The 20,869-nt window shown below is 64.6% G+C and carries 19 protein-coding genes and 3 tRNA genes; 13 read left to right on the top strand and 9 right to left on the bottom strand.

Annotated elements, in window-relative coordinates:
• Positions 1–252: 252 nt before the first annotated feature.
• Positions 253–1,416 carry a porin gene (locus tag CI15_RS14285; protein WP_062128795.1) on the top strand — a complete coding sequence of 388 codons (1,164 nt, stop codon included), beginning with the start codon at positions 253–255 and terminating at the stop codon, positions 1,414–1,416.
• 86 nt (positions 1,417–1,502) lie between these two features.
• Here CI15_RS14285 and greB read toward each other — a convergent pair whose 3' ends face one another.
• Complete coding sequence (gene greB, locus CI15_RS14280; RefSeq protein ID WP_062128793.1) at positions 1,503–2,072, bottom strand: transcription elongation factor GreB; 570 nt, start codon at positions 2,070–2,072, stop codon at positions 1,503–1,505.
• A 123-nt stretch (positions 2,073–2,195) separates the two neighbouring features.
• On the opposite strand from greB, the gene CI15_RS14275 reads away from it, so the two are divergent.
• Together CI15_RS14275 and CI15_RS14270 are read left to right on the top strand one after the other, a co-directional pair.
• Positions 2,196–2,272: transfer RNA gene (locus tag CI15_RS14275), tRNA-Arg, on the top strand.
• Positions 2,273–2,347: 75 nt separating this feature from the next.
• Positions 2,348–2,424 (top strand) — tRNA-Arg (locus tag CI15_RS14270).
• 74 nt (positions 2,425–2,498) lie between these two features.
• Here CI15_RS14270 and CI15_RS14265 read toward each other — a convergent pair.
• The 5 genes from CI15_RS14265 to CI15_RS14245 all read right to left on the bottom strand — a co-directional run bounded on the left by CI15_RS14265 (position 2,499) and on the right by CI15_RS14245 (position 7,455).
• Entirely contained in the window at positions 2,499–2,984 is a 486-nt protein-coding gene (locus CI15_RS14265; protein WP_062128791.1) for a phage protein NinX family protein, read from the bottom strand.
• A gap of 121 nt (positions 2,985–3,105) precedes the next feature.
• Entirely contained in the window at positions 3,106–5,466 is a 2,361-nt protein-coding gene (locus CI15_RS14260; RefSeq protein WP_062128789.1) for a RelA/SpoT family protein, read from the bottom strand.
• Between the two features lie 98 nt (positions 5,467–5,564).
• Complete coding sequence (rpoZ, locus tag CI15_RS14255) at positions 5,565–5,768, bottom strand: DNA-directed RNA polymerase subunit omega (protein WP_008921215.1); 204 nt, start codon at positions 5,766–5,768, stop codon at positions 5,565–5,567.
• A 60-nt stretch (positions 5,769–5,828) separates the two neighbouring features.
• Positions 5,829–6,512 (bottom strand): guanylate kinase, encoded by a 684-nt coding sequence (gene gmk, locus CI15_RS14250; RefSeq protein ID WP_062128787.1) that lies wholly within the window; start codon positions 6,510–6,512, stop codon positions 5,829–5,831.
• Between the two features lie 19 nt (positions 6,513–6,531).
• Positions 6,532–7,455, bottom strand: a complete 924-nt coding sequence (locus CI15_RS14245) for a YicC/YloC family endoribonuclease (protein ID WP_062128785.1) — start codon at positions 7,453–7,455, stop codon at positions 6,532–6,534.
• 327 nt (positions 7,456–7,782) lie between these two features.
• Here CI15_RS14245 and rph point away from each other — a divergent pair, with 327 nt between their 5' ends.
• The 4 genes from rph (at position 7,783) to CI15_RS14225 (ending at position 10,550) form a co-directional block, all read left to right on the top strand.
• Positions 7,783–8,520 carry a ribonuclease PH gene (gene rph, locus CI15_RS14240; protein ID WP_062128783.1) on the top strand — a complete coding sequence of 246 codons (738 nt, stop codon included), beginning with the start codon at positions 7,783–7,785 and terminating at the stop codon, positions 8,518–8,520.
• Between the two features lie 53 nt (positions 8,521–8,573).
• Positions 8,574–9,179 (top strand): RdgB/HAM1 family non-canonical purine NTP pyrophosphatase, encoded by a 606-nt coding sequence (gene rdgB / locus CI15_RS14235; protein ID WP_420915861.1) that lies wholly within the window; start codon positions 8,574–8,576, stop codon positions 9,177–9,179.
• On the top strand, positions 9,176–10,405 hold the full coding sequence (hemW, locus tag CI15_RS14230; RefSeq protein ID WP_062128778.1) for a radical SAM family heme chaperone HemW: 1,230 nt from the start codon (positions 9,176–9,178) through the stop codon (positions 10,403–10,405). Before rdgB ends, hemW begins: the two co-directional genes overlap by 4 nt.
• A gap of 55 nt (positions 10,406–10,460) precedes the next feature.
• Positions 10,461–10,550: transfer RNA gene (locus CI15_RS14225), tRNA-Ser, on the top strand.
• Positions 10,551–10,624: 74 nt separating this feature from the next.
• Here the strand turns inward: CI15_RS14225 and CI15_RS14220 are convergent.
• The 3 genes from CI15_RS14220 to CI15_RS14210 form a co-directional block, all read right to left on the bottom strand.
• Positions 10,625–11,029, bottom strand: coding sequence for a RidA family protein (locus CI15_RS14220; RefSeq protein ID WP_062128776.1), 405 nt, complete (start codon positions 11,027–11,029; stop codon positions 10,625–10,627).
• Positions 11,030–11,118: 89 nt separating this feature from the next.
• Positions 11,119–11,349 carry a hypothetical protein gene (locus tag CI15_RS14215; RefSeq protein ID WP_062128774.1) on the bottom strand — a complete coding sequence of 77 codons (231 nt, stop codon included), beginning with the start codon at positions 11,347–11,349 and terminating at the stop codon, positions 11,119–11,121.
• Between the two features lie 212 nt (positions 11,350–11,561).
• Complete coding sequence (locus CI15_RS14210) at positions 11,562–12,782, bottom strand: Bcr/CflA family multidrug efflux MFS transporter (RefSeq protein ID WP_062128772.1); 1,221 nt, start codon at positions 12,780–12,782, stop codon at positions 11,562–11,564.
• A gap of 216 nt (positions 12,783–12,998) precedes the next feature.
• Here CI15_RS14210 and CI15_RS14205 point away from each other — a divergent pair, with 216 nt between their 5' ends.
• From CI15_RS14205 to CI15_RS14180, 6 genes are all read left to right on the top strand, one after another.
• Positions 12,999–13,457, top strand: a complete 459-nt coding sequence (locus CI15_RS14205; protein WP_062128771.1) for a hypothetical protein — start codon at positions 12,999–13,001, stop codon at positions 13,455–13,457.
• Between the two features lie 173 nt (positions 13,458–13,630).
• Positions 13,631–14,914 carry a glutamate-1-semialdehyde 2,1-aminomutase gene (gene hemL, locus CI15_RS14200; protein ID WP_062128769.1) on the top strand — a complete coding sequence of 428 codons (1,284 nt, stop codon included), beginning with the start codon at positions 13,631–13,633 and terminating at the stop codon, positions 14,912–14,914.
• A 63-nt stretch (positions 14,915–14,977) separates the two neighbouring features.
• Positions 14,978–16,129: a bifunctional diaminohydroxyphosphoribosylaminopyrimidine deaminase/5-amino-6-(5-phosphoribosylamino)uracil reductase RibD gene (gene ribD, locus CI15_RS14195; protein ID WP_062128767.1), complete on the top strand. Its 1,152-nt coding sequence runs from the start codon at positions 14,978–14,980 to the stop codon at positions 16,127–16,129.
• Between the two features lie 15 nt (positions 16,130–16,144).
• Entirely contained in the window at positions 16,145–16,780 is a 636-nt protein-coding gene (locus CI15_RS14190; RefSeq protein ID WP_062128765.1) for a riboflavin synthase, read from the top strand.
• A 350-nt stretch (positions 16,781–17,130) separates the two neighbouring features.
• Positions 17,131–19,482: a tetratricopeptide repeat protein gene (locus CI15_RS14185; RefSeq protein WP_062128763.1), complete on the top strand. Its 2,352-nt coding sequence runs from the start codon at positions 17,131–17,133 to the stop codon at positions 19,480–19,482.
• Between the two features lie 146 nt (positions 19,483–19,628).
• Positions 19,629–20,861: an energy transducer TonB gene (locus CI15_RS14180; RefSeq protein ID WP_241495839.1), complete on the top strand. Its 1,233-nt coding sequence runs from the start codon at positions 19,629–19,631 to the stop codon at positions 20,859–20,861.
• Positions 20,862–20,869: the final 8 nt, after the last annotated feature.

Genomic DNA, 20,869 nt, shown 5'->3' with positions numbered 1-20,869 from the left:
TCCATCGACTCGGACGCAAAGCCTTTATACATAAGGCTCGAATGGCCCTCACCGATCGTTTCTCGCCGCGTAATACTTTATTGCGCGAATCGGAACGCCATCTCCTGGAAGTGTCTCTCTACACTCTGCCTAATCGGAAACCGGCGCGAATCTGGTCAGCGCGCTTCTCACGCGGAATCCGCTTCTCGCAGCAATCGCGTGAAGGTCTCCTAAGCAGGGTTTTATACCTCTCTCGCTCCTGGAGTTATAGCAATGAAGAAGACACTCATGGTCGCAGCCCTGTCGGGCGTGTTTGTAACGGCAGCGCACGCGCAAAGCAGCGTAACGTTGTATGGCTTGATCGACGCCGGCATCACCTATACGAATAACCAACGGGTGAGTGCCACCCAGCACGGCGCCAACGTGGCAATGACCAGTGGCTCGGTGAACGGCAGCCGTTGGGGCCTGCGTGGCGCTGAAGATCTCGGTGGCGGTCTGAAGGCCATCTTCACGTTGGAAAACGGCTTCGGCATCAACGACGGCACGCTCAAGCAGAACAGCCGTATGTTCGGCCGGCAAGCGTTCGTCGGTCTGTCGAGTGACCAGTTCGGCGCTGTCACGCTGGGCCGTCAATATGACAGCGTGGTCGACTACGTCGCCCCGTTGGCGCTGACCGGCACACAGTACGGCGGCACGCAATTCGCACACCCGTTCGACAACGACAACCTGAACAACTCGTTCCGTATCAACAACTCGGCCAAGTACCAAAGCGCGAACTACGGCGGCTTCAAGTTCGGCGCGTTGTACGGCTTTTCGAACCAGGCTGCCGGCTTCGCGAACAACCGTGCATACAGTGCGGGCGCATCGTACAACTGGGGCGGCCTGAACCTCGCCGCCGCATACATGCAACTGAACGCAAACGGCTCGACCAGCGCGGCCGCAGCATTCAATTCGGGCGGCGCGGTATCGGGCGACAACACGTTCTTCGCGCAACGTCAGCAAACGTGGGGCGCAGGCGCCAACTACGCGTTCGGCCCGGCAACGGTCGGCCTCGTGTATTCGCAGACGAACCTGCATGGCCTCGCCGGCATCAGCCAGGCCGCATCGGGCATCTCGGGTGGCATCGGCCTCCCGAGCAACAGCGCCCAGTTCCAGAACTTCGAGGGCAACGCTCGTTACGCCCTGACGCCGGCCCTCAGCATTGCCGCTGCGTACACGTACACCCGCGCGAACCTGTCCAGCCAGCACATTCACTGGAACCAGGTCGATCTGCAAACCGCGTACGCATTGTCCAAGCGTACCGACGTGTACCTGCAAGGCGTGTATCAGGCTGCAAACGAAGACTCGATCGTCCCTGCCTACATCAATGGCGTGGGCAACGCTTCGGGCAACAACAAGCAAGTCGCCGTGACGGCAGGTTTGCGTCACCGCTTCTAAGCTCACAGCGCTGCAGAGTATTAGCAGTCGCAAAGGCGCCGCTCGCGGCGCCTTTTTTATACCCGGGACTTGCGATCCGCCGTGGGTCAACCGCCGGTATCGCGCGACGGATACTTGACGTCGAGAATATCGATCGGCTGCGGACCGGCAGGCGTGAATAGCGTGACCGTATCTCCGACTTTCGCCTTCAGCAGCGCGCGCGCAATCGGCGAGATCCAGCTCACGTGTCCGACGTCCAGATCGACCTCGTCGATACCGACGATCGTCACCTTATGCTCTTCGCCATCCTCAGTCGCGTAGTCGACCGTCGCGCCGAAGAACACCTGATCGACGTTTTCCTGCCGACTGCTATCGACAACCTCGGCCAGATCCAGCCGCTTGGTCAGAAAGCGGATGCGACGGTCGATTTCGCGCAGCCGGCGTTTGCCGTAGATGTAGTCGCCATTCTCCGAGCGGTCGCCGTTCGAGGCCGCCCACGACACGAGTTTGACCACCTCGGGCCGCTCGGCATCGATCAGATGCAACAACTCATCGCGCATACGCCGATGACCGGCGGGAGTCATGTAGTTTTTGGTGCCCGCGGGCACGTCGGGCTGAGCGACGTCGAGATCGTCATCGCTCTCTTCGCTCGACTCTTTGACAAAGGCCTTGTTCATAATGATCCAGTAACAGCAGCTAGCAACAACCTCATAAGAGGTTACACGATCGGGCCCGCGACACAAATCGCCGTGATGGGCTTCCATTTCTCAAATCTGTTGGCTATAATCTCGTTTCTGTGTGCGGCTGTAGCTCAGTTGGATAGAGTACTTGGCTACGAACCAAGGGGTCGTGGGTTCGAATCCTGCCAGCCGCGCCACCTTATTCGAGGGTTTCCCTGCCGGGAGTTCTCAGGTTTTTACCGGTTTTTGCAGTAAGCATCACCGTTTTGCGTGCGGCTGTAGCTCAGTTGGATAGAGTACTTGGCTACGAACCAAGGGGTCGTGGGTTCGAATCCTGCCAGCCGCACCACCCATGAAGGGCCTTCCAATCGGAAGGCCCTTTGTCTTTTCGGACGCACTCTGCGCTGCCCGCGCGCGAGCAACTCATCGCGGCGGTGACTGAATATCCCCAATCTGTCCGTCCGGGTGCGGCAAGTCCTCCAGGACGCCGTCCACCGTTTGCTCGCTGATCGTCTCGGCCCGCATGCCGGTCAGTGCCTGGCGCTCGCGCAGCACGTCGTCGACGGTGTCGCCGAAATGGCTCGCGACGAAGGCTCGCAGCACGGCGATCCGAAGCGACTCCCCCCGCCCTTCCACGGCGCGATGCCCACCGACGAACTCCGCGACGCATACCGCACCGCCCTCGTCCTGCTCGCGCACGTCGAGCCGCCGCGCACGCTCGAGCACGACCGCAGCCGTCTCCCATGACACGGAAGGCGTGAAGCGGCCGTCCCACGGACGACCGCGATCGTTGCCGCGGATCGAGACGGTCTCGCCACTATCGGTAAAGTAGATTTCGCGCACGAATTCGTGCAGGCTGCGCGCCACCCAGTAATCGAGCGCCACGCCAGTGAGGTCGGATACGTTCATCTGCGTTTCTCCCTGAAGTTCAGGTGAGACTTGCCTTCCGTTGTATCCTGAGCCGCACGAAAGATGCCTGGCTGGCGCGATGCGCCGGTCAAAACCGCGTCGACGCCCAGTCAGAAGCCGCTCAGTAGTCAGCGCGCTCGCGATCGATGCGCATCCCACCTTCGTGGCGGTGATGCCCCTCTTCGCTCGGCCGCTCACGCGCGATACGCATCACATCGGGATTCGTACGTACGCGGCGCATCACATTGGCCAGATGCACACGGTCGCTGACCTGAATCACGAAGCGCAGAACCGTGGATTCCTGTGACAGATCTTCGTCCATCGCGATATGAACGATGTTCGCATCCGCCGACGTGATATCGGCCGCCACGCGGGCAAACACGCCCTTGGTGTTCTTGACCAGCACCTTCACCGCGACATCGAACAGACGCCCCGGCTGCGGTGCCCACGCGACGTCGATCCAGCGACCCGGATCACGCCGATGGATACGCTGCGCGACGCGACAGTCGGTGGTATGGATCGCCATGCCGAGGCCAATGCCGATATAGCCCATGATGTCGTCGCCGGGAATCGGACGGCAGCACGCGGACAGCTGCACCGACATGCCTTCGGTGCCGGTGATAACGACCGGCGGCGCATGCGGCGCCGAACCGTGCTCGGAGCGCGAACCGTCGTCGTCGTCGGCGCGCCCGCTCATCAACACTTCGATGCGCTTGGCCATCACCGCGGCGACGCGCCGCCCGAGGCCGATGTCCGCGAAAATTTCCTGACGGTTCTTGTTGCCCGTCCACTGCACGAGCTTTTCCCACGCTTCCGGCGTCACGTCCGATAGCGCGAGGCCATAGCCCTTCAACGCCTGATCAACGAGGCGCTCGCCTAGCTGCACCGACTCGTTCAGCCGCATCGTCTTCAGATAATGACGGATCGCCGAGCGCGCCTTGCCGCTGCGCACGAAGCCGAGCCATGCGGGGTTCGGCTTCGAATACGGCGCCGTAATGACTTCGACGATGTCGCCGCTCTTCAGCTCGGTACGCAACGGCAACAGCTCGTTGTTGATCTTCACCGCGACGCACTGGTTGCCGAGGTCGCTGTGGATCGAATACGCGAAGTCGAGCGCGGTGGCACCGCGCGGCAGCGCCATGATCTTCGACTTCGGCGTGAACACGTAGACCGCGTCCGGGAACAGGTCGATCTTCACGTGCTCGAGGAATTCGCTCGAATCGCCCGCTTCGCTCTGAATGTCGAGCAGCGACTTCAGCCACTGGTGCGCGCGCTTCTGGACGTCGTTCAGATCCGCGCTGCCGTTCTTGTACAGCCAGTGCGCGGCGACACCCGCCTCGGCGATCTCGTGCATCTTGCGCGTGCGCACCTGAAACTCGATCGGCGCACCGAACGGCCCGACAAGCGTGGTGTGCAGCGATTGATAGCCGTTCACCTTCGGGATCGCGATGTAATCCTTGAATTTGCCCGGCACTGGCTTGAAAAGCGCATGGAGCGCGCCGATGCAGGTATAGCACTCGAGCGCGCTCTCGACGACCACGCGAAAACCGTACACGTCGAGCACCTGCGAGAACGACAACTGCTTGTCGCGCATCTTCTTGTAGATGCTGAAGATGGTTTTCTCGCGACCGGTGACTTCGGCGTCGAGCTTGGCGTCCGCGATCGCGCGCTGCACCGATTCGAGAATCTTGCCGACCACCTCGCGACGATTGCCGCGCGCGGCCTTGACAGCTTTTTCGAGCGTCGCGTATCGGTGCGGGTTGAAGTTCGCGAAGCTGAGGTCCTGCAGCTCGCGATAGGTGTTGTTCAACCCGAGCCGGTGGGCGATCGGCGCGTAAATGTCGAGCGTTTCGCGGGCGACGCGGCGACGTTTCTCCGGCGGCACCGCGCCGAGCGTGCGCATGTTGTGCAGCCGGTCGGCGAGTTTCACGAGGATCACACGCACGTCGCGCGCCATCGCGAGCAGCATCTTGCGGAAGTTTTCCGCCTGCGCTTCCTCGCGATTGCGAAACTCCATCTTGTCCAGCTTGGACAACCCGTCGACCAGTTCCGCCACCTTCGCGCCGAAGCGCTCGGCGAGCTCCGCCTTGGTCACGCCCTGGTCTTCCATCACGTCGTGCAGGAGCGCCGCCATGATCGCCTGGGCGTCGAGATTCCAGCCCGCGCAGATTTCCGCGACGGCGACCGGGTGCGTGATGTAAGGCTCGCCGCTCTGGCGATACTGGCCGAGGTGGGCTTCGTCGCTGAAGTGAAACGCCGCCTTGATGTCCTTGATCTCTTCCGGCTGCAGATAGCCGGACAGCGCGGACGTCAGATTGGCGATGGAGACGACGTCATGCCGGCGCGGCTGCTCCGGCGTGGCGGTAGGCCCAAACAGATGGCGAAACGATTGCTCGAGAACCGCGTCGATGTACTTGCGTGCAGACGAAGGTGAGTCGGCGTCGTGTTCCGCTTCCGTGGCGGTGGGCGGGATAGCACTCATAGTCGCCTCCGGTAGCGGTCAGGGTTGGACGCAGTTCTGCACGTTGAGCAATCCGGTGTGGCGAATACCGGACAAGTCGAAAACGAAAAACGTGCGCCTTAGACCGGCACCTTCTTCAGCATTTCGACGCCGACCTGCCCCGACGCGATTTCGCGCAGCGCGAGGACGGTGGGCTTGTCGCGGCTTTCGATCTTCGGCGTGTGGCCTTGAGCGAGCTGACGCGCGCGATAGGTTGCGGCAAGCGCGAGTTCGAAACGGTTCGGGATCTGTTTGAGGCAGTCTTCGACGGTAATGCGGGCCATGTTGGGTTCCTTCTCAGTATGTTGCTTATTCTACCTTATGTGCCTGACAGCACGCCGCGCTCACGCGTGCGGCAAGTGGATGCCGAGCTGCATGAAAAGCTGCGTGTGACGCGCGTACTGCGACGCGAAGCGCGAGCGCGTCGCACCGACGAGGCACTGCAGTTCGGCGAGCGCGCGATCGAAGTTCTCGTTGATCACGACGTACTCCGCTTCGGCCGCGTGCGCCATCTCGCCGCCCGCCGCGAGCAGGCGTCGCGTGATTACGTTCGGCTCGTCCTGGCCGCGCTTTTTCAGACGCTCTTCGAGCGCTTCGAGCGACGGCGGCAGAATGAAAATTTCCACTGCGTTGTGGAACTGCTTCTTCACCTGCTGCGCGCCCTGCCAGTCGATTTCGAGCAGCACGTCATGGCCGTTTTTCATCTGCTCTTCGATCCACACGCGTGACGTGCCGTAGTAATTACCGTGCACTTCCGCGCTTTCGAGGAACTCGCCCGCGTCGTGACGCTGCATGAAATCTTCGACGCTCGTGAAGTGATAGTGCTCACCGTCCTGCTCCTTCGGACGCGGCGGGCGCGTCGTGTACGAGATCGACAGACGGATCGCGTCGTCGCCCGCGAGCAGCGCGTTCACGAGCGTCGACTTGCCCGCGCCCGACGGCGCGACGACCATGAACAGATTGCCGGGATAAGCGCCGGCGTACGGATGGCGCGGCGCGCCGGTTTCGCGTGGGTGGTGGTCGGTCATGATGTGTAGTGCTCCAGCCTTATTCGAGATTCTGTACCTGTTCGCGCATCTGTTCGATCAGCAGCTTCAGCGTCATCGACGAATCCGCGAGCTCCTTCGCCGCCGCCTTCGAGCCGAGCGTGTTCGCTTCGCGGTTCAGCTCCTGCATCATGAAGTCGAGCCGCTTGCCGACCTTGCCGCCCTTCTCGATCACGTGACGCGTCTCGTTCAAGTGCGCGGTGAGGCGCGACAGCTCTTCGGCGATGTCGATGCGAATGCCGTACATCGTCACTTCCTGGCGAATCCGCTCGTTGATCTCTTCGCGCGACACGATCGTCGCGGCCGCGTCCGGCGCGGCGATGCCGAGCGCTTCCTGCAGACGCTCGACGATCTTCTGCTGATGCCGCGCGATCAGCTCCGGCACGAGCGGCGTGATCTTCGTGACGATCGCCTCCATTTCGGTCACGTTGGCGAGCAGCATCGTCGCGAGTTGCGCGCCTTCGCGCGCGCGCACGTCGATCAGGTCCGCGATCGCCTGCTTGCCGCATGCGAGCACCGCGTCGCGCAGCGTCTCGGGCGCGATGCCGCTTTCGGCGAGCACGCCCGGCCAGCGCAGGATTTCACCGGTGCGCAGACGGCCGGACTCAGGGAACGTCTCGAGTACCGTCTGTTCGAGTTGGGCGAGTTGCGCGAGCGCGTCGCGATTGATCGCGCCCGCGTTCGCCGACTGCTCGCTGCGCTGCAAATTGACGCGAATGTCGACCTTGCCGCGCGACAGCTTGTTCATCAGCATCTCGCGCAGCGTCGGTTCGACGACGCGCACGTCTTCCGGCATGCGGAAGTTCAGATCGAGAAAGCGCGAGTTCACCGTGCGCAGTTCGACCGATACGCTGACGCCGCCAGTGCCCGAAGCCGCCACGAGCTCGCGCGTGGCGCTCGCATAGCCAGTCATGCTGTAGATCATCGTATATCTCGCGATTGCGGCCATGCGTTGGACGATGGCCTGAGAAGCGGATCGCCCGGCGTGTACGAGACGCGGGGCGGGGAACCGGCATTATCCCATTTTTGCCGTCGGCATCTCCGTGCGAGCGAGCAGGGATGCGGCCCGGCACGCGGTCGCTTGAGCGCTATGGATTGGCGCTCGTCGTCAAGATGTCCCATGCGTGCTCGCGCCGCGCGCGTCGCCCACAAGTTCGTGCCTCGGCCGTATGGGCGACCGCCCTATCCGATCGGCGGTAAAATTATGGTTTTTCCTCCGCCCCTCTTCCGACCCATCCCGACCCACCCCGACATGACCAACGACACCCAACGCCCCAGCGGCCGCCAGCCCAACCAGTTGCGCGACGTGCGCATCACGCGCCACTACACGAAGCATGCGGAGGGCTCGGTGCTGGTCGAGTTCGGCGACACCAAGGTGATCTGCACCGCGAGCGTCAGCGAGAGCGTGCCGCCGTTTCTGCGCGATCGCGGCCAGGGTTGGCTCACCGCCGAATACGGCATGCTGCCGCGCGCCACGCATACGCGCAGCGACCGCGAAGCCGCGCGCGGCAAGCAGACCGGCCGCACGCAGGAAATCCAGCGGTTGATCGGCCGGGCGCTGCGCTCGGTGTTCGATCTCGAGAAGCTCGGCGCACGCACGATCAATCTCGACTGCGACGTGATCCAGGCCGACGGCGGCACGCGCACCGCGAGCATCACCGGCGCGTTCGTCGCCGCGCACGATGCGGTCGCAAAGCTGCTCGCCACTGGCCGTCTCGAAAGCTCGCCGATCACCGATTACGTCGCCGCGATTTCGGTCGGCGTGTACGACGGCGTGCCGGTGCTCGATCTCGACTACGACGAAGACTCGCAGTGCGACACCGACATGAACGTCGTGATGACCGGCGCGGGCGGCTTCGTCGAAATTCAGGGTACCGCGGAAGGCGTGCCGTTCTCGCGCGAAGAAATGAATGCGCTGCTTGATCTCGCGAACGACGGCATCAGCACGCTGATCGCGAAACAGAAAGCGGCGCTGGGAGTGCAGCAGTGAATCAGGTTCGTCAGGACGGCGGCGCGAACGGCGCTCACGGCGCCACGTCGGGCATGCCGTTGAAGAAAGTCGTGCTCGCGTCGAACAACGCGGGCAAGCTGCGTGAATTCGCGGCGCTGCTCGGCGCGGCCGGTATCGAGTTGATCGCGCAAGGCGAGCTCAACGTGCCGGAAGCGGAGGAACCGCATCCCACCTTCGTCGAAAACGCGCTGACCAAGGCGCGTCACGCGGCGAAGCTCACCGGCCTGCCCGCGCTCGCCGACGACTCGGGTCTTTGCGTGCGCGCGCTGCGCGGCGCGCCGGGCGTCTATTCGGCGCGCTTCGCGCAACTCGTCGGCGGCGAGAAAAGCGACGCGGCGAACAACGCGCGCCTCGTCGACGAACTGCGGGACGTGAGCGATCGCCGAGGCTACTACTACTGCGTGCTCGCACTCGTACGTCACGCGGACGATCCCGAACCGCTGATCGCCGAAGGCCGCTGGCATGGCGAAATTCTCGACGCCCCGCGCGGCGAGCATGGCTTCGGTTACGACCCGTACTTCTATCTGCCGACGCTGAACGCGAGCGCCGCCGAACTCGAGCCGGCCGTCAAGAACGCGAGCAGCCATCGCGCGATCGCGCTGCGGCAACTGCTCGCGCGTCTGTCGGAGGAAGCGTGATTCCGATCCGACCGACGCCGGTGGACATCGGCACAGGTGTCGTCAAGGCGTTCACCTCGCCGGGCAGCATCCGCTTGACGTCGCTGCCGCCGCTTGCGCTGTACGTGCATTTTCCCTGGTGTGTGCGCAAGTGCCCGTATTGCGATTTCAATTCACACGAGTGGAAGGGCGACACGTTCCCGGAGAACGACTACCTCGACGCCTTGCGCGCCGACCTGGAAATGGCCCTGCCGCTGATCTGGGGCCGCCAGGTGCATACGGTATTCATCGGTGGGGGCACGCCGAGTCTGCTGTCGGCGGCGGGGCTCGATCGCATGCTGTCGGATATTCGCGCGCTGCTGCCGCTCGACGCCGACGCGGAAATCACGCTCGAAGCCAATCCCGGCACGTTCGAAGCCGACAAGTTCGCGCAGTTTCGCGCGAGCGGCGTCAACCGCTTGTCGGTGGGCATCCAGAGTTTCAACGAAACGCATCTGAAGGCGCTCGGACGCATTCACGACGCGTCGCAGGCGCGCCACGCGGTCGAAGTCGCCGCGACCACGTTCGACAACTTCAACCTCGACCTGATGTTCGCGCTGCCGAAGCAAACGCTCGCCGAATGCCAGGCCGACGTGGAAACGGCGTTGTCGTTCGCGCCGCCGCATCTGTCGCTGTATCACCTGACGCTCGAACCGAACACGCTGTTCGCCAAATTCCCACCCGCGTTGCCCGACGACGACGCATCCGCGGACATGCAGGACTGGATCCATCAGCGCACCGCCGAGGCCGGCTACGAGCGCTACGAAGTGTCGGCGTATGCGCGGCCGCATCGGCAAAGCAAACACAATCTGAACTACTGGCGTTTCGGCGACTATCTCGGCATCGGCGCGGGCGCACATACGAAGCTGTCGTTTCCGAATCGCATCGTGCGCCAGGCGCGCTACAAACATCCGACCGCGTTTATCGAGCAGGCGAAGGCCGGCGCAAGCGTGCAGGAAGAGCACGAGGTCGGGCCACGCGATCTGCCGTTCGAGTTCATGCTGAATGCGCTACGCCTCGTGGAAGGGTTTCCGGTGCATCGGTTCATCGAACGCACGGGCCTGTCGATCACGACGATCGAAACGGCGCTACAGGAAGCGGAACAGCGCAAGCTGATCACCCGCGACCACGAACGGATCGCGCCGACGCCGCTGGGCCAGGCGTTCCTGAACGACCTGCAGGCGCTGTTTTTGAAGGATCCGCAGTGATGGCGGGTCGCCTGGACTCGGCAGCGAAGTCTTTCCAGGTTACAATTTGCGGCTTGGAGGTGTGGCCGAGTGGTTTAAGGCACCGGTCTTGAAAACCGGCGAAGGAGCAATCCTTCCGTGAGTTCGAATCTCACCGCCTCCGCCAGATCTTGTGACATTGCAACCCCGTCGATTCTCACGAACGACGGGGTTTTGCTTTTGCGGCTTCTCCATCACAAGCTAAACCAGCGCCACCGCCTCAACCTCGATCTTGAACCCATAGTGCAATTGCGGCACCGGCACGACCGCGCGTGCCGGTTTCGCGTCGCCGGCCCAGCGCGCGTAGATCTGATTGAAGCTCGCCCAATGTTCGACATCGACGACATACACGCGCACCTGCACCAGTTGCGCGACGCTGCTGCCGACACCTTCGAGCGCGGCCTTCACATTGGCCAGAACCTGTTCAGCCTGCGCGTCGAATGACGCATCGGCGAGCTTTTCACCTTCCGCGTTGATCGGCAATTGCCCGGACACGAACACGAAGCCATTCGCAATCGCGACATGACTATAGTGACCGCCGGGTTTCGCCAGCGCGGCGGGGTTGTCGGTGTGCGGCAAACGTGGGGCGTGCGTGCTATCGGTCATGAACCACTCCAGAAGTGAAGATCTCGGAGCGGTTCATGCCCATGCACCGTGCTTCATCCAGCGCAAACCCGCGCACGACGCATGGCGTATCACGCGTCCGCCATCTCGAGCTTCTCACGCGCATCCGCACAACGACGATTCAGATCGCGATGCATCAACTGGCCTTCGAGCAAAGCCGATACATCCGTCAAACCGTGATCAAAGCGCAAGACGTATTCGATGTCGGTGTAGTCGTAGTAAGCGCCGCTGTCGGCCAGCCGTTGCGCTTCGGCGAATGCGGCAAGTTGCCGTTCGCCGTTCATCAGGTCTTTGATCGCCATCACTGCCGCTCCGAGGAACAGTGACTTCATCATAGCAATGCAAACCGCGACGCACGGTGGTGCGCGCGCAACACCAGGTGTTTTCCGGAGACGAGCCCGGCGAACTCACGCTTTGGCCAATGCACGCAGCCGGGGTAGCACAAGCGTCACACAGTTTTCACGCCGCTTTCACAGCGCTCGCGCAGTGCTCATGCGCAGTACCCGGACACCGCTCACGACACCGCAACCGGCGTTTTGGTCCCGTGCCAGCGCAACACGAGCTTGCGTCCGACAAAGCACAGGGAGCCCGCGACGCCGACCACGATACCCATGCCCTTCGGCGTGCCGTCCTGCCACAGTCCGACCGCGAGGCTCGACAACGCGCCGAGCGCGAGCTGCACCGCGCCGAACACGGCCGCTGCGGCGCCCGCGTTGACGGGGTAACGATGCATCAGATCGGTCGTGCAGTTGGCCGACAACACGCCCACCACGCTGACGACGAAGAAGAGACCGAACACGATCGACCACAAACCGCCCCACCCGGTCAGCGACACGATGCACACGAACAGGGACGCGACGAAGCTCACGAGCGCCGCGAACGAGATGATCGGCACCGGCCCGAGCCGGCCGACGAGCCGCGTGTTCAGGTAATTGCCGAACATGATGCCGACGATATTCAGCGCGAACAGAAAGCCGTAATGCTGCGCGGACACGTGGAAATATTCGATGTACACGAACGGCGTCGCTGTGATGTACGCGAACATCGACGCGAACGCCATGCCGCCGCACAGCATGTGTCCCCACGCGACCGGATCGCGCAGCAACGTGCCATACGCGCCGAACGACTTCAGCAGCGCCGAGTGCGCGCGCTTCTCGCGCGGCCACGTCTCCGGCACCTTCAGGAATGCGGTCACCGCGCACACGGAACCGAACAGCGTCAGCGCGACGAACACCGTGCGCCAGCCGCCTAACAGCAGCAACTGTCCGCCGATCAGCGGCGCGAGCAGCGGGCCGATCGACGTGACGATCGCGATCATCGACAGCACGCGCGCCGCGTCGCCCGGCTCGTGCGCGTCGCGCGCGATCGCCCGCGCGAGCACCGATGCCGCGCCCGCGCCCAACGCCTGCAGGAAGCGGAAGCCGACCAGCGAGCCGATCGAGAACGACAGCGCGCAGGCGATGCTCGCGAGCGCATACAGGATGATGCCGCCAAGCAGGATCGGCCGACGGCCATACGTATCGGACAACGGACCATAGAGCAGCATGCCGATCGAAAAGCCGAACATGAAGCTGGTGAGCGTCGATTGCGCGGCGCCGGTGCCGACCGCGAAAGCCTGCGCGATGGTCGGCAGGCTCGGCAGATACATATCGATGGAAATCGGCCCGCACGCGGCCAGCGCGCCAAGCAACAGGATCAGCCGGCCATCGGGCCGGCGTTTGACGACGTGAGACATGGGAAATCCGGATGGAACGCCGCGCCGGCATCGGCAACGGAACGGGTGAAGCGGGCATGGCCTACAGCTGACGGGCTCAATTGTACTCGACGGTTAACCGGCCGCTTGCGCTAGCCATGCTGCGCCTGGCCATTGCGCGACAACGCCGCGTAACGTGTGCGCCGCCGATCGGTTAAGCTGCCGCCTGCCCTTCCCCTGACCCCGTTCGAACCCGCGATGACCGCCTTCCTGCTGATCTGGAGCCCCAAGAAATGGCCGTGGCCCGAGTTGCCCGACATCGCAAAACGCGTGACTGCCGGCGAGGCGGTGACCGACGTCTGGGGCTGCGGCTTCGCGCGCGGCATTCTGCCCGGCGATCGCGTGTTCCTGCATCGCGTCGCGCAGGAGCCGAAGGGCATCTTCGGTTCGGGCTACGTGACGCGCGCACCCTACGAAGTCCCCGACGCGTCGACCAAACGCGGCTACCGGCTGTGCATCGACTTCGTCTACGACTGGCTCGTCGATGCGCGTCACGCCCCGGTCATCACGCGCGATCAGCTGCGCGTGCATCCGTTCTCGGTGCAGACGTGGGATGCGCAAAGCTCCGGCACGATCATCAAACCAATCGCCGAAGGCGCGCTGGAGAAACGCTGGGCCGAATTGACCGGCAAGCGCAAGCCGCCGCCGATAACCTGACCGAACAGTCAGGCGAAACCCGCGCCGCCGCGACCGCCCGCCCGCACAGCCCGCCGCCGCCGACTCCGGTACAATTTCTCGATCCATCCCAGCGTCGCGCGAAGGGTCCGCGGAAATCGTCCAAGGCCCTGTGCGCCGCAGCGCAACCCGTATTCCCTATTCCAGCCATCGCCATGTCCAGAAACGAAATCCTCTTCGAACGCGCGCAACGCACGATCCCCGGCGGCGTGAATTCGCCGGTGCGCGCTTTCCGTTCCGTCGGCGGCACGCCGCGCTTCATCGAGCGCGCGCAAGGGCCGTATTTCTGGGACGCGGACGGCCAGCGTTATACGGATTACATCGGCTCGTGGGGGCCGATGATCCTCGGCCACGTTCATCCCGAAGTGCTCGAAGCCGTACAGCGCGTGCTCGCGAAGGGCTTCTCGTTCGGCGCGCCGACCGAATCGGAAGTCGAGATCGCCGAGGAAATCTGCAAGCTGGTGCCGTCGATCGAACAGGTGCGCATGGTGTCGAGCGGCACCGAGGCGACCATGAGCGCGCTGCGTCTCGCGCGCGGCTTCACGAACCGCAGCCGCATCGTCAAGTTCGAAGGCTGCTATCACGGCCACGCGGACAGCCTGCTCGTGAAAGCCGGTTCGGGCCTGTTGACCTTCGGCAATCCGACCTCGGCGGGCGTGCCCGTCGATATCGCCAAGCACACCACCGTGCTCGAATACAACAACGTCGCCGAACTCGAAGAAGCGTTCAAGGCGTTCGGCAACGAGATCGCCTCGGTGATCGTCGAGCCGGTCGCCGGCAACATGAACCTCGTGCGCGCAACCCCCGAATTCCTGCAGGCGCTGCGGCGCCTGTGCACCGAGTACGGCTCGGTGCTGATTTTCGATGAAGTCATGTGCGGCTTTCGCGTCGCGCTCGGCGGCGCGCAGCAGCTCTACGGCATCACGCCGGACCTCACCTGCCTCGGCAAGGTGATCGGCGGCGGCATGCCGGCGGCGGCGTTCGGCGGGCGGCGCGACATCATGGCTCATCTCGCGCCGCTCGGCGGCGTCTACCAGGCAGGCACGCTGTCGGGCAATCCGATCGCGGTCGCGGCTGGCCTGAAGACGCTGCAACTGATCCAGGCACCCGGCTTCTACGACACGCTCGCCGCGCGCACCACGCGGCTCGCGCAAGGCCTCGCGCAGGCGGCACGCGAAGCGGGCGTGCCGTTCGCGGCCGATGCGCTCGGCGGCATGTTCGGCATCTATTTCCGTGAATCGATCCCGACGAGCTTCGCCGAGGTCACACAGAGCGACGTGCCGCGCTTCAACGCGTTCTTCCACAAGATGCTCGACGCGGGCGTGTACTTCGCGCCGTCCGCCTATGAGGCGGGCTTCGTGTCGAGCGCGCACGACGACGCGGTGATCGACGCGACGATCGAAGCCGCGCGCGGCGCGTTCGCAGCGCTGAAGGGCTAACGCCTCGCCTGAAGCACGGACCGCAAACCGCACGACCCAGACACCGCACCCCAACGGACACCGATGTTCTCGCAAACCGATTTCGTCCACATGGAACGCGCGCTCGCGCTCGCGAAGCGCGGCATGTACACGACCGACCCGAATCCGCGCGTCGGTTGCGTGCTCGTCAGAAACGGCGAAGTGATCGGCGAAGGCTTCACGCAGCCGGCCGGTCAGGATCACGCCGAGATTCGCGCGCTGAAGGACGCGCGCTCGCGCGGTCACGACCTGCGCGGCGCAACCGCCTACGTGACGCTCGAACCGTGCAGCCATTTCGGCCGCACGCCGCCGTGCGCGAACGCGCTGATCGAAGCGCAGATCGGCCGCGTGATCGCGGCGATGGAAGATCCCAATCCGCAGGTCTCCGGCCGCGGTCTCGCGATGCTGCGCGACGCCGGTATCGAAGTGCGCTGCGGGCTGCTCGCGAACGAAGCGCGCGAGCTGAACATCGGCTTCGTGTCGCGCATGACGCGCGGTCGTCCGTGGGTGCGCATGAAAGTGGCGGCGTCGCTCGATGGGCGCACCGGTTTGCCGTCGGGCGAAAGCCAGTGGATCACGGGCGCGGCCGCGCGCGCCGACGGCCACGCCTGGCGGGCGCGCGCTTCGGCGATCCTGACCGGCATCGGCACCGTGCGCGAGGACGATCCGCGCATGACCGTGCGCGCGATCGATACGCCGCGTCAGCCGCACCGTGTGCTGATCGACAGCCAGCTCGAAGTGCCGCTCGAAGCGCAGATCCTCGCCGGCGCGCCGACGTTGATCTTCTGCGGCGAGCTCGATGCGCGTCTCGAAGAACGCGCGAGCGCGCTGCGCGAGCGCGGCGCCGAGATCGTGCCGCTGCCGAACGCGTTCGGCAAGGTCGATCTGCCGCGCATGCTGAGCGTGCTCGGCGAGCGCAACGTCAACGAGTTGCACGTCGAGGCCGGCTACAAGCTGAACGGCTCGCTGCTGCGCGAAGGCTGCGTCGATGAACTGCTCGTCTATCTCGCGCCGAGCCTGCTCGGCATGGACTCGATGAGCATGTTCAACCTGGACTCGCCCGAGCTGCTCGAAGACCGCGTGAAGCTGAATTTCCACGCGGTCGAGCGGATCGGCGACGATCTGCGGATCCTCGCGCGCTTCGCGTCGACAGCCGTACCCGGGACCGACGCCGTGTCCCCCACCGTTTCGAAATGATCAAGGACTAGCACGATGTTTACAGGAATCGTCGCGGCAGTGGGCCGCATCGAATCAGTCAAGCCGCTCGGTACCGGCGGCGACGCCGGCGTGCGCCTGAACGTGGAAGCGGGTGGTCTCGATCTCGCCGACGTGCAGCTCGGCGACAGCATCACGATCCAGGGTGCCTGCATGACGGTGGTCGCGAAGACCGCTCATTCGTTCGAGGTCGATGTGTCGCGCGAGAGTCTGAACCGCACGGCCGGTCTCGGCGAAGCCGGCGAGGTCAATCTCGAGAAAGCGCTGCGCGCGCATGACCGGCTCGGCGGGCATATCGTCTCCGGGCACGTCGATGGGCTCGGCACCGTCACGCGTTTCGCACCGGTCGGCGAATCGCACGAGCTGCGTATTCTGGCGCCGCGCGAGATTGGCCGCTATGTCGCGTACAAGGGGTCGATTACCGTCAACGGGGTGAGCCTGACCGTGAATTCCGTCGTCGATCGCGACGATGGCTGCGAGTTTTCGATCAATCTGATCCCGCATACCGTGCAGGTGACGTCGCTCAAGCATCTGCGCGATGGGGTGCGGGTGAATCTGGAGATCGATCTGATTGCGCGCTATGTGGAGCGGATGCTCAACGCGCCGCGCGATGGCGATCAATCGTCGAAGTAACTGCGTTCTGGGCGAATCGCCCGTCTGACACTATCTGACCGTCTTTCGCGGCCGCGTTCTGCGGCCGCATTCCGATTTCCCCTCCGCTCCAATCCTTGCCATGAGGCGGTCATGCACGCGTACCGGCGAGTACGTTGGCGTGCATGCCGACTTTCACCCGGCTGAATGAGCGCATACCGAAACATTCGGTAACTAACTGATCCGCAAGCTCTTTTCAGGGAAAAGACGGTGCACTGCGGTTCTATTTCCCGTCTGGTTCCTGCCCTTGCCTTGATAGCCTGTCGACACTAACGGACGACACGTTCGACGCGCACGCGTGACGTCCAGCACGGGTTCTATCAGGATCGCTCATGACATCGCCGCCCCTCGCCCAAGCCAAAGCGCGCCATCTCGCGGGCGACCTGCCCGGCGCTCGCGCGCTCTACGAAACCGTGCTCGCCGAACAACCCGACAACGCCGACCTCCGGCTGCGCCTCGCCATACTCGAACTGCAGTGCGGCGACGGCGACCGCGCGCTTGCGCAACTCGATCGTGCGATCGCGATCGCCCCTTCCGACGTGCGCCATCGCGCGATGCGCGCACACGTGCTTCACTCGCTCGGCCGCTTCGCACAGGCCGCCGCGGCGCTGCGCGAAGCGATCGCGCTCGATCCGGGCGATGCGGCGCTCCATGCGGCGCTCGGCAATGCGCTGCAGGCGCAGGCCGATCACCGTGCCGCGATCGACGCGTACGCGTCGGCGCTCGCGCGCGATCCGTCGAACGCCGACGTCGCCAGCAATCTCGGCAACAGCCACCGGCAACTGGGCGCGCTGCACGCAGCCGAGCACGCGTACCGGGCCGCCCTCGCCGCACAACCCGCGCATGCGCTCGCGCTCACGCAGCTCGGCACGCTGCTCGACGAACAGGGATGCCACGACGAAGCGCTCGCATTGCTGCGCGAAGCCGTGCGCGTCGATCCACACGCGCCGGCGGCGCTGATCAACCTCGGCGTCGCGCTGTGTGCGAGGCGCGCGTTCGCAGAAGCCGCGCACGTGCTCGCGCAAGCGGTCGCGCACGCGCCATTGAACGCCGACGCCGCCTACAACCTTGGCAACGCGCTGCAGGGCCTCGGCCGGCACACGGACGCCGCGACGCAGTTCCGTCGCGCGACCGCGCTCAGTCCCGGTCATGCCGATGCGTTCAACAATCTCGGCAACGTCTGCACGCTGCTCGGCGAGAGCGCCGCAGCCGCGCACGCCTACGACGCCGCGCTGCGCGCGCGCCCCGGCTTCATCGCGGCCCACAACAACGCCGCGAACCTGCTGCGCTCGCTCGGCCTTTACGATGAAGCCATCGCGCATCTGCATCACGCGCTGGTGCGCGATGCACGTCACTCGGCCACGCACAACAATCTCGGCAACGTGCTGAAGGACAGCGGCGCCCTTGACGATGCGCTCGCGTGCTACCGACAGGCGATCGCCTGCGATCCGCACAATGCGCTCGCGCACAGCAATCTCGTCTACGCGCTGAATTTCCAGGCGGAGAGCGCCGACGTCGTGCTCGCGGCAGCCCTCGACTGGTCAGCGCGGCATGAGACGCGCGTCACCGCTGCGTGCCCCGACGCACAACCGGCGCGCCCGCGCGCGGGCGGCGAGCGCCTGCGCATCGGCTATGTCGGCGCGGACTTCCGCGACCATTGCCAGGCGCTCTTTCTGGTCCCGCTGCTCGCGCATCACGATCGCACGGCGTTCGAGATCACGTGCTATGCGAGCGTCGCGCGCCCCGACGCCCTGACACGGCGGCTCGCGGGCTACACCGAGCATTGGCGCGACGTGCATGGCCTCGACGATGCGCAACTCGCCCGGCAAATCCGCGACGACGGAATCGACGTCCTCGTGGATCTGACGATGCACATGGCAGATGGAAGGCCGGCGCTGTTCGCACGGCGTCCCGCGCCGGTTCAGGCGACATGGCTCGCGTATCCCGGCACCACGGGACTGGCATCGATCGATTTCCGCGTGACCGACCCGCATCTCGATCCGCCAGCACATGAGCACTTCTACCGCGAGCGCTCGATCCGGCTCGCCGACTCGTTCTGGTGCTACGACCCGCTCGCCGACGAACCCGCCGTGGCCGTGCCGCCGGCGCTTGCCGCGGGCCACGTCACGTTCGGCTGCCTGAACAATCCATGCAAACTGACCGACCGCACGCTGCGGCTTTGGGCCGGCGTGTTCGCGCGACTACCCGACGCGCGCCTGATCGTGATGGCGCCGCAGGGGGCGGGGCGCACCCGGCTGATCGAGCGGATGCGTGCGCACGGTATCGACGTGACGCGAGTCACGTGCGTGCCATTCCGGCGCCGCGCCGACTATCTGGCGTCTTATCACGCGATCGACATCGCGCTCGACACGTTCCCGTACAACGGCCACACCACGACGCTCGACGCGCTGTGGATGGGCGTGCCGGTCGTCACGCGCGTGGGGCAAACGGCGGTCGGCCGAGGTGGTCTGAGCCAGCTGACGAATCTCGATCTGCTTGCACTCGCGGCCGACAGCGACACGGGGTTCGTCGAGGCGGCCGTCGCGCTCGCGCTCGACCTGCCCCGTCTGCAGAGCTTGCACGAGGAACTGCGCGGACGGCTCGAGCGCTCCCCGCTGATGGACGGCGCGCGCTTCGCCCGGCAACTCGAAGCGGCCTTCCGACGCATGGCAAACGTCGTATAGCCCCGCGCACGAAGGTATGTCACCATGCCGGGCAAACGTTGACCACCCGTCATCAGAACATGGCGCGACTTGGACCGCCTGCACGGTCCGAACCGACCAACACAATGAAAAAGCCGCCCCTTCTCCGTTGCTGGAATACTTTGCCCGTGCGCGCGACCACAGTGACGCTGGTGCTCGCCGGCATCGCCTGTGCGAGCCCCGCGAGTGCCGCGATCACAGCGAATTTCGATTCGACCCAGCCGCACGCCGATAACGGCACGGCTCGTCCCAGCGCCAGCGCCAGCGTCGCGACAGCCGCGAGCAACCCGGACGCCGCCCATCCGCCGACTATTGCGTCGCCCGCGACCGGTCCTTCGCTGCTCTCGACCGCGCTGCCGTTGCAACCCGGCAAACCGCTAGACGCCGCCGAGCTGGCCAACCACTACGGCATCCCGGCCGACTCATCCAAAGCGAAGCTGCTCGCGGACTGGGTGCAGAAGCTGACAGCCGATCCGGACATTCAGCGTTATTACTTGTCGTCCGATAACGATCCGGCCACGGCGGGTCCCGCCGCGCTCGCCCGCGCGCTCGGCGTGCTGGACGGCATGGCGCGCATCTCGCAGGAAGATCGCGAACAGTTGCTGGGTCTGACGACACGCGCGCTGAACAACGCGCCGCCCGATTGCGGCGGCCTCAGGAATCTGCAGATGATCACGTCGCGCTATCTGTCGATGGCAACGGAAAGCGACGCGGAACTCCAGGCGCAATTGCAGGCGATGTTCAACCTGATCAAACAGTCGACGCAAACCACGCCGCTGCCGCAGGTCACGCCAGGACAACGGCTGCGCGGACAACTGGCGCTGTCGGCATCGATTGCGGACGCGTTGAATCGCGACCCTTCCGAGGCCGACGATCTCGGACTGTTGACGAGCGGCCGCCAGGCGGAGCTTTCGCCTGAGGCGTGGTGCAAGGCGATGCGCCTGTACCGCCAGGCGTTCGATAAAACGCCGCAACCCGCGCGCGAATGGGTCACGCTGGCGGAGCTCGACAGCAGCCGACGCTCGGCGGCGATGCTGATCACGGCGCTGAAGAACTTCACTGCGACAGTGCCTCGACAACCCGCTTCCGCGCCGAAGGTGATCGATTACGCTGACCTCGTCCGGCAGCGCGTGCAGCCCAACATCGTCTGGAATGGCAGGAGCGATCATCGGGAAACCTTGGTCGAAGTGCATTGCACATCGTCAGGCAGTCTCGAATCGGTGAAGATCGTTCGATCGAGCGGCGATCGGGCGTGGGACAAGGCCGCTGTCGAAGCGGTCAAGCGCTCCGATCCGATGCCGCACGATCAAAACGGTGAGACGCCACGGTCGTTCACGATCACGCTCAGACCGGGCATTTGAAAGGCGCT

Source organism: Paraburkholderia monticola (assembly GCF_001580545.1).
In the GTDB taxonomy this organism is placed as follows: Bacteria; Pseudomonadota; Gammaproteobacteria; order Burkholderiales; family Burkholderiaceae; genus Paraburkholderia; species Paraburkholderia monticola.
The sequence above is the reverse complement of the archived record's forward strand: the minus strand, read 5'-3'. Positions and strand labels throughout refer to the sequence as shown.

Coding starts and splice junctions, on each gene's coding strand:
- CI15_RS14260 (WP_062128789.1), bottom strand. CDS start 5,466: ATGAGTGCTATCCCGCCCACCGCCACGGAAGCGGAACACGACGCCGAC.
- hemL (WP_062128769.1), top strand. CDS start 13,631: ATGTCCAGAAACGAAATCCTCTTCGAACGCGCGCAACGCACGATCCCC.
- CI15_RS14190 (WP_062128765.1), top strand. CDS start 16,145: ATGTTTACAGGAATCGTCGCGGCAGTGGGCCGCATCGAATCAGTCAAG.
- CI15_RS14205 (WP_062128771.1), top strand. CDS start 12,999: ATGACCGCCTTCCTGCTGATCTGGAGCCCCAAGAAATGGCCGTGGCCC.
- rph (WP_062128783.1), top strand. CDS start 7,783: ATGACCAACGACACCCAACGCCCCAGCGGCCGCCAGCCCAACCAGTTG.
- rpoZ (WP_008921215.1), bottom strand. CDS start 5,768: ATGGCCCGCATTACCGTCGAAGACTGCCTCAAACAGATCCCGAACCGT.
- CI15_RS14220 (WP_062128776.1), bottom strand. CDS start 11,029: ATGACCGATAGCACGCACGCCCCACGTTTGCCGCACACCGACAACCCC.
- greB (WP_062128793.1), bottom strand. CDS start 2,072: ATGAACAAGGCCTTTGTCAAAGAGTCGAGCGAAGAGAGCGATGACGAT.
- CI15_RS14285 (WP_062128795.1), top strand. CDS start 253: ATGAAGAAGACACTCATGGTCGCAGCCCTGTCGGGCGTGTTTGTAACG.
- CI15_RS14215 (WP_062128774.1), bottom strand. CDS start 11,349: ATGGCGATCAAAGACCTGATGAACGGCGAACGGCAACTTGCCGCATTC.
- CI15_RS14265 (WP_062128791.1), bottom strand. CDS start 2,984: ATGAACGTATCCGACCTCACTGGCGTGGCGCTCGATTACTGGGTGGCG.
- CI15_RS14185 (WP_062128763.1), top strand. CDS start 17,131: ATGACATCGCCGCCCCTCGCCCAAGCCAAAGCGCGCCATCTCGCGGGC.
- CI15_RS14245 (WP_062128785.1), bottom strand. CDS start 7,455: ATGATCTACAGCATGACTGGCTATGCGAGCGCCACGCGCGAGCTCGTG.
- ribD (WP_062128767.1), top strand. CDS start 14,978: ATGTTCTCGCAAACCGATTTCGTCCACATGGAACGCGCGCTCGCGCTC.
- gmk (WP_062128787.1), bottom strand. CDS start 6,512: ATGACCGACCACCACCCACGCGAAACCGGCGCGCCGCGCCATCCGTAC.
- CI15_RS14210 (WP_062128772.1), bottom strand. CDS start 12,782: ATGTCTCACGTCGTCAAACGCCGGCCCGATGGCCGGCTGATCCTGTTG.
- rdgB (WP_420915861.1), top strand. CDS start 8,574: ATGCCGTTGAAGAAAGTCGTGCTCGCGTCGAACAACGCGGGCAAGCTG.